This is a genomic window from Variovorax sp. Soil_C_26 (assembly GCF_057657075.1).
In genome coordinates, this window is sequence record NZ_JBDGJC010000002.1 from 729,602 (window position 1) to 746,569 (window position 16,968).

A 16,968-nucleotide genomic window follows, 5' to 3' on the forward strand; every position below is an offset into this window, starting at 1 on the left:
AGCTCGGCTGCCCGCCTCCGGCGACTGCATCCATGCTCACCATTCTTTTCGACGGCATTGCCTACGGCATGCTGCTCTTCGTGCTGGCCGTCGGGCTCGCCGTGACGCTCGGGTTGATGAACTTCATCAACCTCGCGCACGGGGCCTTCGCCATGGCCGGCGGCTATCTCACCGTGTATGCGATGCAGAAGCTCGGCCTGCCGTTCCTGGCCTGCCTGCCGCTGGCGTTCGTCGCGACGGCGCTCATGGGCGCGCTGCTCGAACGCACGCTCTACCGGCCGATGTACGGCAAGCCGCACCTCGACCAGGTGCTGTTCTCGATCGGCCTGGCCTTCATGGCGGTGGCGGGCGTCGACTATTTCGTCGGCTCGTCGCAGCAGAACCTGCAGCTGCCCGAATGGCTGCGCGGGCGCACCGAGATCGGCGACGGCGCGCTGCTGCTCGGCATGGGTCACTACCGCATCTTCATCATCGCGGTGTGCGCGGTGCTCACCGTGGTGCTGCAGCTCATCCTCTCGAAGACCCGTTTCGGCAGCCGATTGCGCGCGGCGGTCGACGATCCGCGCGTGGCGGCGGGGCTCGGCATCAACGTGAACGTGGTGTTCCTGCTGACCTTCGCGGTCGGCTCGGGGCTGGCGGGGCTCGGCGGCGCGCTCGGCGCCGAGATCCTCGGCCTCGACCCGACCTTTCCGCTCAAGTACATGATCTATTTCCTGATCGTGGTGTCGGTCGGCGGCACCTCGTCGATCACCGGCCCGCTCGCGGCCGCGCTGCTGCTCGGCATCGCCGACGTGGCGGGCAAGTACTTCATCCCGAAGATGGGGGCCTTCACGGTCTACCTGCTGATGATCCTGATCCTGATGTGGCGGCCGCAGGGCCTGTTCACGCGCAAGGGGAGCCGATGATGAACGCCTCCTCCGTGCACGAAGCGGCCTTGCTGAGCAAGGCGCGCTGGCGCCCGCTGGAGTTCGTGGTCTGGGCCGCGGCGTTCGCGCTGCCGCTGGCCATGCCTTCGCATTCGCTGCTGGTCAACGAGATCGTGATCGTCGCGCTGTTCGCGATGTCGCTCGACCTGATCCTGGGCTACACCGGCATCGTCTCGCTGGGGCATGCGGCGTTCTTCGGCTTCGGCGCCTATGCCGCGGCGCTGTTCGCCAAGCTCGTGATGCCCGACCCGATCGTGGGACTGTTGTTCGCCGTCGTGCTGTCGGCTGCGCTCGGCCTCGCGGCCAGCGTGACGATCCTGCGCGGCAGCGACCTCACGCGGCTGATGGTCACGCTCGGCACGGCGCTGCTGCTGCTCGAACTGGCCAACAAGCTCGACTGGCTGACCGGCGGTGCCGACGGCCTGCAGGGCGTGGTCATGGGGCCGGTGCTGGGCCGCTTCGAATTCGACCTCTATGGCCGCACGGCCGCGTGGTATTCGCTGTCGGTGATGCTGCTGCTGTTCCTCGTGATGCGCAGGCTCGTGCATTCGCCGTTCGGCGCCACGCTCAAGGCGATCCGCGACAACCGGCTGCGCGCCATGGCGATCGGCATTCCGGTGGTGTCGCGGCTCGCCGTGATCTACACCGTGGCCGCGGGCATTGCCGGCGCCGCGGGCGCGCTGCTGGCGCAGACCACCGGCTTCGCTTCGCTCGACGTGCTGGCCTTCGACCGCTCGGCCGACGTGCTGCTGATGCTCGTGATCGGCGGCGTGGGCTGGCTCTACGGCGGCGTGGCGGGCGCGATCGTCTTCAAGCTGCTGCAGACCTGGCTGTCGAACGTCACGCCGCAGTACTGGATGTTCTGGATCGGCCTGATCCTGGTGCTGCTGGTGCTGGTGGGTCGCGACCGGCTGCTGAAGCCTTGGGCCTGGCTCGGTGCCGGCCGGAATAAATCCAAGAAGGAGGGCGCCAAGGCATGACCGACACGGTGCTTTCCACAGAAGGGCTCGTGATGCGCTTCGGCGGCATCACGGCCACCAACAACGTCACGATGGAACTGCGGCGCGGTGCGCGCCATGCGCTCATCGGCCCCAACGGTGCCGGCAAGACCACGCTCATCAACCTGCTGACCGGCGTGCTGGTGCCGACCGAAGGCCGCATCGCGCTGCTCGGCGAGGACATCACTTCGCTCGCACCGCACAAGCGCGTGGCGCGCGGGCTGGTGCGCACCTTCCAGATCAACCAGCTGTTCGACTCGATGACGCCGCTCGAGACGCTCGCGCTCGTGGTGTCGCAGCACCGGGGCCTGGGCGCGGGCTGGTGGCGTCCGTTGGGCGCCGACAAGGCCGTGACCGCGCGGGCGTCGCAGCTGCTCGAACAGTTCCGCCTGGCCGAAGTGGCCGGGCAGCAGGTGAAGCACCTGGCCTACGGCAAGCGCCGGCTGCTCGAGATCGCGATCGCGCTCGCCTGCGAGCCGCGCGTGCTGTTGCTCGACGAGCCGGTGGCGGGCGTGCCCGCGGGCGAGCGCGAGGAACTGCTGCAGACCGTGGCCAACCTGCCCGCCGATGTGTCGGTGCTCCTGATCGAACACGACATGGACTTGGTGTTCAGCTTTGCCGACCGCATGACGGTGCTCGTCAACGGCACGCTGCTGACCGAGGGCGACCCCGAGACCATCGCCAACGACCCGAAGGTGAAGGAGGTCTACCTGGGCCACGGCACGGGCGCGGAGGCTGCGCATGTCTGAGCTGCTGTTGCGCATCGAGAACCTCAGCGCCGGCTATGGCGAGGCCGTGGTGCTGCACGACGTGGCATTTACGCTCGGCGAGGGCCAGACGCTGGCGCTGCTGGGCCGCAACGGCACCGGCAAGACCACGCTGATCAACACGCTTGCGGGCGCCACGCGCCAGCACGGCGGCGCGATCATGCTGGGCACGCAGGCGCTGCACAGGCTGGCACCGCACCAGCGCGCGGCGGCCGGCATCGGCTGGGTGCCGCAGGAGCGCAACATCTTCAAGTCGCTCACCGTGCACGAGAACCTCACGGCGGTGCAGCGAGCCGGCCAATGGACGCCGCAGCGGGTCTACGAGATGTTCCCGCGCCTGGCCGAACGCAAGGGCAATCTCGGCACGCAGCTGTCGGGCGGCGAGCAGCAGATGCTCGCGGTAGCGCGTGCGCTGGTGGTCAACCCGCGGCTGCTGCTGCTCGACGAGCCGCTTGAAGGCCTGGCGCCGATCATCGTCGAGGAGCTGCTGCGCGCCATTCGCCGCATCACGCAGGACGAAGGGCTGGCCGCGATCATCGTGGAGCAGCATCCGCAGGCGATCCTCGCGATCTCCGACCAGGCGGTGGTGCTCGACCACGGCACCATCGTCCACAGCGACAGTGCCGCGGCGCTGCGCGGACAGCCGCAGGTGCTCGAACGACTGCTGGGTGTGGCGCGGTAGCGCCGCGGCGAACAACAGGCAACTCCAAGGAGACAGCAGATGGCGATCCCCCAGACAGTTTTCCGCGGGGGCGCCATGCTGGCAGCCCTGGCCCTGCTCGCGGCTTGCGGCACGACCAGCGGCCCGCAGAGCCTCCCGCTCGGCAGCAACCCCGCGGCCGCGTGCGCGGCACTGGCGGCGCCGGTCGCCGCCTCGGCCATCGGGTTGCCGAGCGGCGCGGCGCAGATCGACTCTGCGACGCTCGTGCCGGCGGCCCCGCTGGCGGCGGCCGAGCGTGGGCCCACGCCCGCTGCGCGCATCACGCCAGCGACCCCGGCGCACTGCAGGCTGCTCGGACGCATCGCGCCGCTCGACGCGAGCGCGCCGCCGATCCTCTTCCAGGTCAACCTGCCGCTCGCATGGAACGGCCGCAGCGTGCAGTACGGTGGCGGCGGTTTCAACGGCACGCTGATCACCGGCCTGGCGCTGGTGCCGGGCGCGCGCTTCGAGCTGCCTTCGCCGCTCGCGCAAGGCTATGTGACCTACGGCACCGACTCGGGCCACCAGAACGTCGCGGGCCAGCCGCCCCAGGCCTTTGCGCTCAATGACGAAGCGCTGGTGAACTTTGCGCATGCCTCGTACAAGAAGGTGCGCGACGTGGCGGTCGCGCTGATGCAGCGCGCCTATGCGCAGGCGCCGCGAAAGCTGTACTTCGTGGGCAGTTCCGAGGGCGGGCGCGAGGCGCTCACGATGGCGCAGCGCTATCCGAACGATTTCGATGGCATCTTCAGCCGCGTGCCGGTGATCAACTGGACCGGTCTGCAGCATGCGGGCACGCGCAACGGTATCGCCACCTTCGGCGAAGGCTGGCTGCGGCCCGCGCAGGTGCAGCGGGTGCACGACGCGGTGCTCGCCGCCTGCGATGCCGCCGATGGGGTGGCGGACCGCATCGTGTCCAACCCCGTGGGCTGCCTGCAGCGCTTCGACCCCGCCGGCCTGCGCTGCGCGGCGGGCACGCGCGGCGACGACTGCCTCAACGATGCGCAGGTGCAAGCGGTGCGAACCTTGCACTCGCCGTGGCGCTCGCCCGTGCCGCTCGCGAATGGCGTGGCCGAGTATCCGGGCTGGGGCATCGGCGGCGAAGCGACGCCCGCGTTCGCGGCCACCGGCGGATGGACCGCGTGGTGGACCGGCACGGCCGCGCCCAGCGTGCCGCCGCAGCCGGCCAACGGCATCGCGTGGTTCTACGGCAGCGGGGCGCTGCAGTATTTCTATGCGCGCAATCCGTCGCTCGACGTGCGCAACTACCGTGCGGAAGACTTCGCGGCCCGCATTGCCGCCGTCTCGCAGCTGATGGATTCGACCAACCCCGATCTCGCGGCCTTCAGCGCACGCGGCGGCAAGCTGCTGATGCTCGAGCACATGGCCGACTACGCGCAGAGCCCGTTCGCCGGCATCCAGTACTACGAATCGGTCGTGGCCCGCATGGGCCGCGGCAACGTGGACCGCTTCATGCGGCTCTACACCGCGCCCGGCGTGGACCACGTGGGCAGCGGTGCGCCGGCCAACGTCGACATGCTCGCCGCGCTCGTCGACTGGGTCGAGCGCGGGCGCGCGCCGGCCGGACTGCAACTCGCCGAGCAGGAGGTGCAGCCGCCGTTCAGGACGGTTCGCGCACGGCCCTTGTGCGAATGGCCGCTGTGGCCGCGCTACACGCGCGGCGATGCGGCGCTGGCGTCGAGCTTCGAGTGCAGCAGGTAGCGCGCGCCGCGAAGCAGCTCAAGCGCCCGCATCGCGCTCCGCCGCGCATTGTTCGAGGTGCGCGACCAGCAACTGCGCCGAGGGCGACAGCGTCGCTTCGTCGCGAAAGCAGATCGCGAAGCGGCGGCGGGCCCAGGCGTCGGCGAGCGGCATCAGGCGCAGGCCGTAGGTGTCGGTGAAAGGCTGCGCCACTTCGGCCGGCACCACGCTGATCGCAAGCCCGGCGCGCACCACGCGCAGCGCGGCATCGAAGTTGGACACGAGCACGCGGTACACCAGCGGCTTGCCGGCCACCGCCGCCTCGCGCGCGAGCATCAGCTGCACCGCGCTGAGCGCGGGCATGCCGACGAACTCGTGGTCGAGCACCTCCTCGAAGCGAAGCGGACCCGGCCGCGCTGCGGGATGCGAAGGGTGCGCGACGATCGCGAGGTGGTCGCTGCGGTAGCTGCGCCACTGCAGGCCTTCGAGGTCGGCCGCGTCCCAGCACAGGCCGATCGAGGCGCTGCCCTCGCGAATGCCGCGCACGATCTCGGGGCTGACGCGCTCTTCCATGTCGACGCGGATGTTCCGGTGCGCGGGGTTCTGCAGGAAGTTCGCCACGTCCTCGGCCAGTGACTCGGCCAGTGCCGAGGCCGACGCGAGGATGCGCACATGGCCGCGCGCGCCGCCCGCATAGGCGGCCATGTCGCGTTCGATGCGGCGGGCGCTGCCGAGCATGGCGCGCGCATGTTCCAACAGCGTCTCGCCGGCCGGCGTGGGCGCCACGCCGCGGCGCTTGCGCACCAGCAGCGGCGTGCCCACCGCGTCTTCGAGCTGCGCCAGGCGCTTGCTGATGGCCGAGCCGACGATGCTGGCCTGCTCGCCGGCGCGCGCGATGCTGCGGGTTTCGCAAACAGCCACGAAGAGCCGCAGCGTGGTGAGGTCGAGGTCTCGCATGATGTTCCTGTTCGGAATCGAACGCCTTCCGAAATGTACCTTCTGGATCAGATTGGCACTTCTAAGATCGGCGCATTCCCTCACGACGGAGACAGACACCTTGATCCACGCCTTCCTGCCGCCGCGCGCGGTCGTCCGCGAAGTGGGCCTGCGCGACGGCCTCCAGAGCATCGCCCGCGTGCTGCCCACCGCCCGCAAGCTCGCATGGATAGACGCGGCGCACGCCGCGGGGCAGCGCGAGATCGAGGTCGGCTCCTTCGTGCCGGCGCACCTGCTGCCGCAGCTCGCCGCCACGGCCGAGTTGCTCGCGCATGCGAAGACGCTGCCGGGGCTTTTTGCCTCGGTACTGGTGCCCAATCTGAAGGGCGCGGAGCGGGCGATCGCGGGCGAGGCCGACCTGATGGTCGTGCCGCTTTCGGCCAGCCATGCGCACAGCCTCGCCAACCTGCGCAAGACGCCCGACGAAGTGGTCGCGGAGGTCGGCCGCATTCGCGCCGCACGCGATGCGGCGGGCGCGAAGACGCTGATCGAGGGCGGCGTGGGCACGGCCTTCGGCTGCACGCTGCAGGGCCATGTCGACACCGACGAGGTGCTGCGCCTGATGCAGGCACTGCTCGATGCGGGCGCCGACCGCGTGAGCCTCGCCGACACCGTGGGCTATGCCGATCCTGCGATGGTGCGCAGCCTGTTCGAGCGCGCGCTGCGCATGGCCGGCGACCGGCTCTGGTGCGCCCATTTCCACGACACGCGCGGGCTGGGGCTGGCCAACGTCTATGCCGCACTTGAAGTCGGCATCACGCGCTTCGACGCCTGCCTGGCGGGCATCGGCGGCTGTCCGCATGCACCCGGCGCGAGCGGCAACGTCGACACTGAGGACCTCGTCTTCATGCTCGAGCGCATGGGCGTGGCGACCGGCGTCGACCTGCCGCAGTTGCTCGCACTGCGTGCGCGCGTGGCCGAGTGGTTGGACGGCGAGACCTTGCAGGGCACGCTCTGGCGCGCGGGCTTTCCGAAGACCTTCGCGCCTGCCGAAGGCATTGCGGCATGAGCGCGGAGCAGGCCAGGCCGTTGCCGCTCGCGGGCATCCGCGTGGTCGAGTTCACGCACATGGTCATGGGCCCGACCTGCGGCATGGTGCTGGCCGACCTGGGCGCCGAGGTGATCAAGGTCGAGCCGATCGAAGGCGATCGCACGCGCCACCTTCTGGGAGCGGGCGCGGGCTTCTTCCCGATGTTCAACCGCAACAAGAAGAGCATCGCGCTCGACCTGCGCCATCCGCAGGGGCTCGAGGCGGCGCTGCGCCTGTGCGTCGGTGCCGACGTGGTGGCGCAGAACTTCAGGCCCGGCACCATGGACAAGTACGGCCTCGGCCATGCCGCGCTCGCGAAGCTCAATCCGCGGCTGGTGTATGTCAACCACACCGGCTTCCTGCCCGGGCCGTACGAGCACCGCACCGCGCTCGACGAAGTGGTGCAGATGATGGGCGGGCTCGCCTACATGACCGGGCGGCCCGGCGATCCGCTCCGCGCCGGCACCAGCGTGAACGACATCATGGGCGGCATGTTCGGCGCGATCGGCGCCATGGCCGCGCTGATGCAGCGCGCGCAGACCGGCGAGGGGCAGGAAGTGAACTCCGCGCTGTTCGAGAACAACGTGTTCCTGGTCGGCCAGCACATGCTGCAGTACGCGATCACGGGGCAGCCCGCGGCGCCGATGCCCGAGCGCATCTCGGCCTGGGCGCTGTACGACGTGTTCACCGTGAAGGACGGCGAGCAGATCTTCCTGGCCGCGGTGAGCGACGCGCAATGGGTGGTGTTCTGCGACGCGCTCGGCTTCGACGACCTCCGGAACGACCCGGCGCTGCGCACCAACAACGACCGCGTGCGGCTGCGGCCGACGCTGCTCGCGGAACTGCGCAGCCGGCTCGCCGACCGGCCCGCGGCCGAGCTGTCGGCGATCTTCGAGGCGCGCGGCCTGCCGTTCGCGCCGATCACGCGGCCCGAGGACCTCTACGACGACCCGCACCTGAAGGCCACCGGCGGCCTCGCGGACATCCGCCTGCCCGACGGCGAGCGCGCGGGCGAAGTGGCGCAGACCACGCTGTTCCCGATCACGCTGGGCGGTGAACGGCTCGGCGTGCGACTCGATCCGCCCACGCTCGGCGAGCACACGCGCGAGCTGCTGGCCGAACTCGGCTACGCCGACGCGCAGATCGCGGCGATGCAGGCCGAGCGCGCCGTCGCCTGATTTCTTTCCAGAACCACAAGAGAGACAAACAGACCATGCACACCACTTTCTTTGCAATGCGCCGCCGCGCGGTGTTGGGCCTTGGCGCCTCGGCTGCCGGGCTGGCCGCTTTTCCTTTGCTTCCCGCGCTGGCGCAGGGTTCCGACAAGCCGATCCGCCTGATCCTGCCGATCAGCGCGGGCTCGGGCGTCGACGCCATCGCGCGTGCGGCGTCGGTGGCGCTCGGCAAGGCTTTCGGCCAGCCTGTGGTGATCGAGAACCTGCCGGGTGCGGGTGGCATCACCGGCACCTCGGCCGTGGTCAAGGCCGCGCCCGACGGGCTCACGCTCGGCATGGTGTCGAACAACCACGTCATCAACCCGGCCGTCTACAGGAAGATGCCTTTCGACCCGATCGGCGACGTCACGCCGATCAGCGTGGTGGGCGCGACGCCGCTGGTGCTGGCCGCCAATCCGAAGCTGCCGGCGAAGAACGTGCGCGAACTGGTCGCACTGCTGCGCGCCAAGCCCGATGCCTACAACTACGCATCGTCGGGCAACGGCACGATCATCCACCTGGCCGGCGAGATGTTCCTCGAGGAAGCGGGGGTCAAGGCGCGGCACATTCCCTACAAGGGCACCGGCCCGATGGTCACTGACATGATCGCGGGCCAGGTCGAGATCGGCGTGATCGCGCTGCCCGCGGTGCAGCCGCACCTGAAGAGCGGGGCGCTGCGCGCCATCGGCCTGTGCGGACCTGCCCGGTCGCCGGCCGCGCCCGACCTGCCGACGATCGCGGAGCAGGGGCTGCCCAACTACACCGTCGAGGGCTGGTTCGCCGTGATCGGGCCGCCGAAGATGCAGGCCGCCGACATCCAGCGGGTACACGACGCCGTGGCCGCCGCCTTCGCAAGCGCCGAGGTGCGCGAGGCCATGGAGAAGCAGGGCAACATCGTCAAGCCCACCACGCCCGAGCAGGCCGCGGCGTATTTCCGCAGCGAGGCCGCGCGTTATGCGGCGCTGGTGAAGAAGGCGAACGTGGTGGTCGAATAGCGCGGCTCAGTGGGCGCTGGTCAGTTTGAGGCCCAGGATGCCTGCGACGATGAGACCCACGCAGACCAGCCGCGCCGCATTGGCGGGCTCGTGGAACAGCACGATGCCGAGCGCCACGGTGCCAACCGCGCCGATGCCGGTCCACACCGCATAGGCCGTGCCCACGGGCAGCGTGCGCATCGCCCAGCCGAGCAGCACCACGCTGAGCACCATCGAGATGGCAGTGCCGACCGAGGGCCACAGCCGCGTGAAGCCCTCCGTGTACTTGAGACCGATGGCCCAGCCCACTTCGAGCAGACCCGCCACGAACAACACGATCCACGCCATGCGCGCTCCTTGAAAAAAAGTCGAGCCAGTTCCGTAACAGTCCCAACCCAGTGCACCCGTGGAACCGGCTTTGCCGGGCCACCGGGTGCGCCCCCCCAGTGGGGGGAGGCGGCTACACGAAGTGAGCCGCTTCGGGGGGCGTCATGGTTTCACTGCGCGGTACAAGGCGCGCACGAAGTCCGACTGCGTGATCATGCCGGTGAGCCGCTTTTCATGGTCGATGATGGGGATATGGTGGTGGCCGCCTTCCGAGAACAGCGGCACCAGGTCGACCACCGGCCGGTCGGCGCTCGCCACGCGCACCTGGCGCGTCATGATCTGGCCCACCACCTCGGGCTTGTTCGAGACCACTGTGCGCGTGGCGCGGATCAGGTCGCGCAGGCGCCCGGCGATGCCTTCGTGGTGATCGAGATCGAGCTGGCGGAAGAAGTCGGCTCGCGTCACGATGCCGACCACGCGGCGCGTGCGGTCGGTCACCGGCAGTGCCTTGATCTGGCGCTGCTTCATCAGCATCCAGGCTTCCTGCAGCGGCGTGCCGAACTCCACCGAGATCGGGTCGGGCGACATGATGTCCCGGCAGTGCAGCGTGCCGAGCCGGCGCTTGTACGACTCGAGCTCGGTCTGCTGGATCAGCGATTCGAGGTCGTCGCGGCTGATGTCGAGCACCTGGTTGTAGCGCGCCAGCACCGCGTCGATGTCGGCCTGGCTGAAGCGCGCGTCGCCTGCCTCGGCGGAGGGCGGCCGGGCGACATGCGGATAGCGCCGGCCCGTGAGGCTGTTGTAGGCCGCGCCCGCGAGCACCAGCAACAGCGAGTTGACGAACGCCGGAAAGAAGGCGGCCGAGAAATCGGTAGTGTGGGTGAGCACCGCGAGCAGCGCCGCCGCACCGCCCGGCGGATGCAGGCTGCGCGTGGCGAACATCAGCCCGATGGCCAGGCCCACGCCGGCGGCCGCGGCCCAGGCAGTGTCGGGTATCCAGCGCACGCAGGCGATGCCCACGAGCGTCGAGAGCGTGTTGCCCATGAGCACCGACCAGGGCTGCGCCAGCGGGCTGGCGGGCACCGCGAACACCAGCACCGCGCTGGCGCCCATGGGCGCGATGAGCCAGATGCTGTGTCCGGTGAACGGCGCCATCCAGCGGCAGATCAGCGCGGTGATCAGCAGGCCCACGCCTGCGCCAATGGCTGCGCGCATGCGCTCGCGTGCATCGACGGCGTTGCGGCCCGGCAGCCAGGCACGCGCATAGGAAACAAGGGTGGAGACTTGCATGGATGCGATGGGCTCAGACCTCCGCGGCCACCATGCGGCCGATCTCGGGCCAGCGCCGGTGCAGCCAGACCCAGGCCACCAGCCCGATGGCGAGCATGAGGATCGAAGTGAGCGCGAGGGCCAGCGTTGAATGCATGACCAGCGGTGCGATCACGCCCGCGACGACGCCGTTCGCAGTGGAGCCGATGACCGCCTGCAGCGACGAGGCCATGCCGCGGCGTTCGGGATGCAGGTCGAGCACCAGCAGCGTGACCACCGGCACCATCAGCGCCCAGCCGAAGGCGAACACGGCGATCGGCCACAGCGCCCAGGCCGCATGCGGCTCGAACAGCGCATTGGCGACCACGTTGACCACGGAAGTCAGCAGCATGATCAGGAAGCCGTCGCGGATCTGCCGCTTGGGCGCGACCTTGCCCGCCATGCGGCCGCTGGCCCAGGCGCCGGCCATGATGCCGCCGATGCTCAGCAGGAAGAACCAGAAGAACTGCGTGGGCGCGAGCGCGAGATGGTCGCCGAGAAAGGCGGGTGCGGCGAGCACGTACAGGAACATGCCGTTGAACGGCACGCCGCTCGCGAAGGCGAGCAGCACGAAGCGCGGATCGGAGCACAGGTCCCGGTAGCCGCGCATCAGGTGCCGCACCTGGAAGGGCTGGCGCTGGCTCTGGTGCAGCGTCTCGGGCAACAGCTTGTAGTTGGCCACGAACAGGATCACGCCCACCGCCACGAGGAACCAGAAGATCGCATGCCAGCCCGCATGCACGAACAGGAAGCCGCCGACGATCGGCGCGATGGCCGGCGCCACGCCGAAGTAGATGGTCACCTGGCTCATCACGCGCTGCGCATCGGCTGGCGGGAACATGTCGCGGATCACCGCGCGCGAGACCACGATGCCGGCGCCGGTCGACAGGCCCTGCAGGCCACGGAACAGCACCAGCTGCGCGATGTTCTGCGACAGCGCGCAGCCCAGCGAGGCGAGCGTGAACACCGCGAGGCCCCACAGCACGACGGGCCGGCGCCCGAAGCTGTCCGACAGCGCGCCGTGGAACAGGTTCATGAACGCGAAGCCGAACAGGTAGGCCGAGAGCGTCTGCTGCATTTCGGCCGGCGTGGCGCCGATCGATTGCGCAATGCCCGAGAAGGCCGGAATGTAGGTGTCGATCGAAAAGGGGCCCAGCATGCCCAGCACCGCGAGCAGCACGGCCAGCGCCCAGCGCGGGGCTTGCCAGAGTTTGGCTGCGTCTGGATTCATGGCGATTGATCCATTCTTCTTATTTGCGTGGCACAAAAGGGAACGCCCGCCGCCCCCGTGAGGGGGCGCTGCGGGCGCTTGTGGCTTCAGGGAACCCGGATTACAGAGTATCGATGAAGCTGCGGAGTTTGTCCGAACGCGACGGATGCTTGAGCTTGCGCAGCGCCTTGGCCTCGATCTGGCGGATGCGCTCGCGCGTCACGTCGAACTGCTTGCCCACTTCTTCGAGCGTGTGGTCGGTCGACATCTCGATGCCGAACCGCATGCGCAGCACCTTGGCTTCGCGCGGCGTGAGGCTGTCGAGGATGTCCTTGACCACGTCGCGCAGGCCGGCCTGCATCGCCGCCTCGATCGGCGCGGTGTTGCTGCTGTCCTCGATGAAGTCGCCCAGGTGCGAATCGTCGTCGTCGCCGATGGGGGTTTCCATCGAGATCGGCTCCTTCGCGATCTTCATGATCTTGCGGATCTTGTCTTCCGGGATCTCCATCTTCGCGGCCAGGATGCCGGCGTCAGGCTCGAAGCCGAACTCCTGCAGATGCTGGCGCGAGATGCGGTTCATCTTGTTGATCGTCTCGATCATGTGCACCGGGATGCGGATCGTGCGGGCCTGGTCGGCGATCGAGCGCGTGATGGCCTGGCGAATCCACCACGTGGCGTAGGTCGAGAACTTGTAGCCGCGGCGGTACTCGAACTTGTCGACCGCCTTCATCAGGCCGATGTTGCCTTCCTGGATCAGGTCGAGGAACTGCAGGCCGCGGTTGGTGTACTTCTTGGCGATGGAGATCACGAGGCGCAGGTTGGCCTCGATCATTTCCTTCTTGGCGTCGCGCGACGACGCCTCGCCCTCGTTCATGCGCTTGTTGATGTCCTTGAGCTCGGTGAGCGGCACCACCACGCGCGACTGGATGTCGGCGAGCTTCTGCTGGAGTTCCTGGACCGGCGGAATGTTGCGGGCCAGCACGGCGCTCCAGGGCTTGCCCGACGCGGCCTGCTTCTCGACCCACTTCTGGTTCAGCAGGTTCGACGCAATGCGGTTGCCGTTCTTGTCGTAGCCCGAGAAGTCGCGGATGAACTCGTCCTGCGGGAAGCCGCACTTGTCCACGATGATGCGGCGCAGCTCGCGCTCCTTCTTGCGCACGTCGTCGACCTGCGTGCGAACCAGGTCGCACAGCTTCTCGATGGTCTTGGCCGTGAAGCGGATCGTCATGAGCTCGTCCGACAGGGCCTGCTGGGCCTTCTGGTAGGCGGGCGTGCCGTAGCCTTCCTTGTCGTAGATCTTGTGGACCTTCTCGAACATCCCGGCAATGCGGTCGAAGCGCTCCAGCGCGTCGCGCTTGAGTTCCTCGAGCTTCTTGGTGAGCGCCTTGGAGCCGCCCTTGCCGTCGTCGTCGTCTTCCTCGTCGAACTCGTCGAAGTCTTCCTCGGCCACGTAGTCGTCGGCTTCGTTGGGGTTCGAGAAGCCGTCGACCACGGTGGAGATGACCACCTTGCCCTCGCGGATGTCGGCGGCCAGGCGCAGGATCTCGGCGATCGTGGCGGGGGAGGCCGAGATGGCTTCCATCATCGCCATCAGGCCGCCTTCGATGCGCTTGGCGATCTCGATTTCGCCTTCGCGCGTGAGCAGTTCGACCGTGCCCATCTCGCGCATGTACATGCGCACCGGGTCGGTCGTGCGGCCAAATTCGCTGTCCACCGTCGAGAGCGCGGCCTCGGCTTCTTCTTCGGCTTCTTCCACCGTGGTGGCGGTCGGCGCGGTGTTGTTCAGCAGCAGGGTCTCGGCGTCGGGCGTCTGCTCGTACACCGCCACGCCCATGTCGTTGAGCATGGTGACCACGACTTCCATGGTCTCGGCGTCGACCAGCTTGTCGGGCAGGTGGTCGGAGATTTCGCCGTGCGTGAGGTAGCCGCGGGTCTTGCCGAGCGTGATCAGGGTCTTGAGGCGCGAGCGGCGCTTGGCCAGGTCTTCCTCGGAGAGCACGGTCTCGTCGAGGCCGAACTCCTTCATCAGCGCGCGTTCCTTCGCCTTGCTGATCTTCATGCGCAGCGGCTTGACCTTTTCCTCGGTCGCCGCCGCCACGGGCTCTTCACCGGTCAGGTCGTCCTCGATGTCCGACAGGTCGATGTCGCTCTCGGCGGCTTCGTTGCCGGCCTTGGGCTTGCGGCCGCGCTTGGCACCGGTGGCGGGCGCGGCGGCGCCGGCGGCCTTGGGCGGGCGGCCGACCTTCTTGGCGGCGGGAGCGGCAGGCGCGGCAACGGCGGCGGCCTTGGCGGCAGCCTTCTTCGGATCGTCGAGGGAGGTCGATTTCGTGGGCACGGTTTTCACTTTCGTAGCGGTTGCCGATCTGGACGCGGCGGCACCCGACTTAGTTGCCGGCACAACGCCGGCTTTCAACGGTTTTTCTGCAACAGACTTCGGGGCGACGCTTTTGGCGAGTGAAGGAGCAGGCTTCTTTGAACTGGGCATACGACCTCGTTACGGAAAGATGGACCAAGCGAACTCACAGGCGCAACACCGCACGGGCGGCGTCGCCACAAGACACGAAGCCCGCGCACAGGCGCAGGCAGACAATTGGGAAAGAGGAAGAAAAAATTCCTCGTCAGGCAAGATGTCGGGCGAACATTTGGTGTGCAGTCCTTGCGGTTATTGACCCTTTCCGCCGGATTTTTACCGTTGGAGTGCATTGCGCGAGGGGGTCGGTCCGGAGGTGCTGCTGTCGCTCTTGCCTAATTTCGCCAGTTGCGAAGCCGTACATTATAGCCCGCCGCGAGAATTTCAAGCACTTTCTGCGCCGCGCGAGTTCAAGCGCTGGCGCAATTCGAGGCGCCGGGCCTCAAGCGCCTTGTAGCGCTCGAGCGCCTTCGGGTCCGTGCCGACCGCGGCGATGGCCTCGTTCTGCTGGGCCTTGAGGCGGTCATCGAGCATGAAGTCGAGCACGCTGGCGAGCTCTTTGGCGGCGTCGGCGAAATGCTGTTCCTCTTCGCCCTCGGCCACCGGCGCTGCCTCGGCCACGCTCATGAGGCGCTCGGCCAGCGGCTCGAAATCGAGCCCGCGCATGCCCTCGCGCAGCGCCGCCCAGGGCTGGACGCCGTGTTCGTGCAACTGGCTGTCGAGCCAGGTGAAGAGCGCGCCGTGCGGCCCGGGCAGGTCGCACAGCAGGAGGTGCAGTTCGTGCGACAGCGCGTCCCACTGGGTCATGTTCGACAGCAGCAGCCGGGCCGCCACGTCGGGCCGGCTCGGCGGCTTGCCACGGCCGCGCAGCGGCTCGGGCGCCGGCTCGAACTTGCCGCCCCAGCGCTTGCCCTTGGTGAATTTGCGCGATTTGCTATCGTTTTCGTAGCGTGGCGGCGCGTAGTCGGTGGGCGGCGGCATGCCGGGGTCATAGCCGAATTCGTCGCTTGCTGCCTCGCTGCCGTGGTGCGCGGCGGGCGCTGCGGCGGCCTTGCCGCGCGGCCCGGCCGTGGCGGCCCAGAGTTCGGCCAGTCCGGTCGCGTCCAACTGCACCATCGTGGCGATCTCGCTCAGCAGCTGGCGCTTGAGCGCGCCGTCGGGCATGGCGCTCCAGAGCGGCCGCGCATTGCTGCTCATGTGGGCGCGGCCCTCGGCCGTTGCCAGGTCGCAGCCTTCGCGTGCCACCTCGATCATGAAACGCGACAACGGCGTGGCTTCCTGCACGAAGCGCGCGAACGCCTCGGCGCCAAATTCGCGGATAAAGCTGTCGGGGTCGTGCTCGGTGGGCAGAAACAAGAACTTGATGCTGCGCACGTCGGTGGCATAGGGCAGGGCGCCGTCGAGCGCCTTGCGCGCCGCGCGGCGGCCGGCCGTGTCGCCGTCGAAGCTGAACACCACCGATTCGGTGAAGCGGAAGAGCTTCTGCACATGCTCGGCGGTGCAGGCGGTGCCGAGCGTGGCGACCGCGTTCGGAAAGCCGAGCTGGGCCAGGGCGACCACGTCCATGTAGCCCTCGGTCACGAGCGCGTAGCCGCGGTCGCGGAACGCGGCGCGCGCCTCGTAGAGGCCGTAGAGCTCGCGGCCCTTGCTGAAGACCGGCGTCTCGGGCGAGTTGAGGTACTTGGGTTTTTCGTCGCCGAGCACCCGCCCGCCGAAGCCGATGCATTCGCCCTTGACGTTGCGGATCGGGAACATCACGCGGTCGCGAAAGCGGTCGTAGCGCTTGGCTTCCTCGGCGCCGTCCTCGGCGTTGGCGATCACGAGGCCGCTTTCGGCGAGCAGCGGATCGTCGTAGTCGGGGAACACGCTCGCCAGCGTGCGCCAGCCGGCGGGCGCATAGCCGATGCCGAACTGCCTGGCGATCTCGCCCGAGACGCCGCGGCCCTTGAGGTATTCGATGGCGCCGGGCGCCTGCCGCAGCGCCTTGCGATAGGCCTCGCCGGCTTTTTCGAGCACGTCGGTCAGCGTGGCCTGCTTCTGCCGCTGGCTTGCGGCGCGCGCGCGCTCGGCGGGCGAGGCGTCGTCCTCGGGCACCTGCAGGCCGTACTGGCCCGCAAGATCGTGCACCGCCTCGACGAAGCCCATGCCCGCATGTTCCATCAGAAAACCGATGGCGTTGCCATGCACCCCGCAGCCGAAGCAGTGATAGAACTGCTTGGTCGGGCTGACCGAGAACGAAGGGGATTTCTCGCCGTGGAACGGGCACAGGCCCATGAAATTGGCGCCCGCCTTCCTGAGCTGCACATAGCGCCCGACGATTTCCACCACGTCGGCACGCGCGATGAGTTCCTGGATGAAAGAAGCGGGGATGGTCATGTAGGCGAAGAGCGGCAAATCATACGCAAGC

At 68.5% G+C, this 16,968-nt stretch carries 15 protein-coding genes; 9 read left to right on the forward strand and 6 right to left on the reverse strand.

Annotated features, from left to right (window positions below; translation table 11 throughout):
• Positions 1 to 32: 32 nt before the first annotated feature.
• From AC3A6G_RS08975 to AC3A6G_RS08995, 5 genes are read left to right on the forward strand one after another with little or no spacing between them, the layout of a single operon-like run.
• Positions 33 to 905, forward strand: coding sequence for a branched-chain amino acid ABC transporter permease (locus AC3A6G_RS08975; RefSeq protein ID WP_487873570.1), 873 nt, complete (start codon positions 33 to 35; stop codon positions 903 to 905).
• Positions 905 to 1,906 carry a branched-chain amino acid ABC transporter permease gene (locus AC3A6G_RS08980; protein ID WP_487873571.1) on the forward strand — a complete coding sequence of 334 codons (1,002 nt, stop codon included), beginning with the start codon at positions 905 to 907 and terminating at the stop codon, positions 1,904 to 1,906. The genes AC3A6G_RS08975 and AC3A6G_RS08980 overlap by 1 nt, the downstream gene beginning before the upstream one ends.
• Entirely contained in the window at positions 1,903 to 2,673 is a 771-nt protein-coding gene (locus tag AC3A6G_RS08985) for an ABC transporter ATP-binding protein (RefSeq protein WP_487863541.1), read from the forward strand. Before AC3A6G_RS08980 ends, AC3A6G_RS08985 begins: the two co-directional genes overlap by 4 nt.
• The gene (locus AC3A6G_RS08990; RefSeq protein WP_487863542.1) at positions 2,666 to 3,373 is read left to right on the forward strand and encodes an ABC transporter ATP-binding protein; all 708 of its coding nucleotides are present in this window, start codon (positions 2,666 to 2,668) and stop codon (positions 3,371 to 3,373) included. The genes AC3A6G_RS08985 and AC3A6G_RS08990 overlap by 8 nt, the downstream gene beginning before the upstream one ends.
• A 39-nt stretch (positions 3,374 to 3,412) precedes the next feature.
• Positions 3,413 to 5,113 carry a tannase/feruloyl esterase family alpha/beta hydrolase gene (locus AC3A6G_RS08995; protein ID WP_487863543.1) on the forward strand — a complete coding sequence of 567 codons (1,701 nt, stop codon included), beginning with the start codon at positions 3,413 to 3,415 and terminating at the stop codon, positions 5,111 to 5,113.
• Positions 5,114 to 5,131: 18 nt separating this feature from the next.
• On the opposite strand, the gene AC3A6G_RS09000 is transcribed toward AC3A6G_RS08995, so the two are convergent.
• Positions 5,132 to 6,049 (reverse strand): LysR family transcriptional regulator, encoded by a 918-nt coding sequence (locus AC3A6G_RS09000; RefSeq protein WP_487873572.1) that lies wholly within the window; start codon positions 6,047 to 6,049, stop codon positions 5,132 to 5,134.
• 100 nt (positions 6,050 to 6,149) lie between these two features.
• On the opposite strand from AC3A6G_RS09000, the gene AC3A6G_RS09005 reads away from it, so the two are divergent.
• Genes AC3A6G_RS09005 through AC3A6G_RS09015 form a run of 3 tightly spaced genes read left to right on the forward strand, consistent with a single transcriptional unit; the run spans position 6,150 to position 9,327 of the window.
• Positions 6,150 to 7,097: a hydroxymethylglutaryl-CoA lyase gene (locus tag AC3A6G_RS09005; protein ID WP_487873573.1), complete on the forward strand. Its 948-nt coding sequence runs from the start codon at positions 6,150 to 6,152 to the stop codon at positions 7,095 to 7,097.
• Positions 7,094 to 8,296 carry a CaiB/BaiF CoA transferase family protein gene (locus AC3A6G_RS09010; protein ID WP_487863546.1) on the forward strand — a complete coding sequence of 401 codons (1,203 nt, stop codon included), beginning with the start codon at positions 7,094 to 7,096 and terminating at the stop codon, positions 8,294 to 8,296. Before AC3A6G_RS09005 ends, AC3A6G_RS09010 begins: the two co-directional genes overlap by 4 nt.
• Positions 8,297 to 8,352: 56 nt before the next feature.
• Positions 8,353 to 9,327 carry a tripartite tricarboxylate transporter substrate binding protein gene (locus AC3A6G_RS09015; RefSeq protein WP_487873602.1) on the forward strand — a complete coding sequence of 325 codons (975 nt, stop codon included), beginning with the start codon at positions 8,353 to 8,355 and terminating at the stop codon, positions 9,325 to 9,327.
• Between the two features lie 6 nt (positions 9,328 to 9,333).
• Here AC3A6G_RS09015 and sugE read toward each other — a convergent pair whose 3' ends face one another.
• The 4 genes from sugE to rpoD all read right to left on the reverse strand — a co-directional run bounded on the left by sugE (position 9,334) and on the right by rpoD (position 14,549).
• Entirely contained in the window at positions 9,334 to 9,654 is a 321-nt protein-coding gene (sugE, locus tag AC3A6G_RS09020) for a quaternary ammonium compound efflux SMR transporter SugE (RefSeq protein WP_487859923.1), read from the reverse strand.
• A gap of 141 nt (positions 9,655 to 9,795) precedes the next feature.
• Positions 9,796 to 10,923 carry an HPP family protein gene (locus AC3A6G_RS09025; RefSeq protein ID WP_487863547.1) on the reverse strand — a complete coding sequence of 376 codons (1,128 nt, stop codon included), beginning with the start codon at positions 10,921 to 10,923 and terminating at the stop codon, positions 9,796 to 9,798.
• Positions 10,924 to 10,936: 13 nt separating this feature from the next.
• A complete protein-coding gene (locus tag AC3A6G_RS09030) occupies positions 10,937 to 12,172 on the reverse strand; it encodes a multidrug effflux MFS transporter (protein WP_487859925.1) in 1,236 nt (411 codons plus the stop codon).
• 100 nt (positions 12,173 to 12,272) lie between these two features.
• Positions 12,273 to 14,549 carry an RNA polymerase sigma factor RpoD gene (rpoD, locus tag AC3A6G_RS09035; RefSeq protein ID WP_487860055.1) on the reverse strand — a complete coding sequence of 759 codons (2,277 nt, stop codon included), beginning with the start codon at positions 14,547 to 14,549 and terminating at the stop codon, positions 12,273 to 12,275.
• On the opposite strand from rpoD, the gene AC3A6G_RS09040 reads away from it, so the two are divergent.
• Positions 14,479 to 14,820, forward strand: coding sequence for a hypothetical protein (locus AC3A6G_RS09040; RefSeq protein WP_487863910.1), 342 nt, complete (start codon positions 14,479 to 14,481; stop codon positions 14,818 to 14,820). The two genes, rpoD and AC3A6G_RS09040, sit on opposite strands and share 71 nt — an antisense overlap.
• A gap of 125 nt (positions 14,821 to 14,945) precedes the next feature.
• On the opposite strand, the gene dnaG is transcribed toward AC3A6G_RS09040, so the two are convergent.
• On the reverse strand, positions 14,946 to 16,937 hold the full coding sequence (gene dnaG / locus AC3A6G_RS09045; RefSeq protein WP_487873574.1) for a DNA primase: 1,992 nt from the start codon (positions 16,935 to 16,937) through the stop codon (positions 14,946 to 14,948).
• Positions 16,938 to 16,968 lie beyond the last annotated feature (31 nt).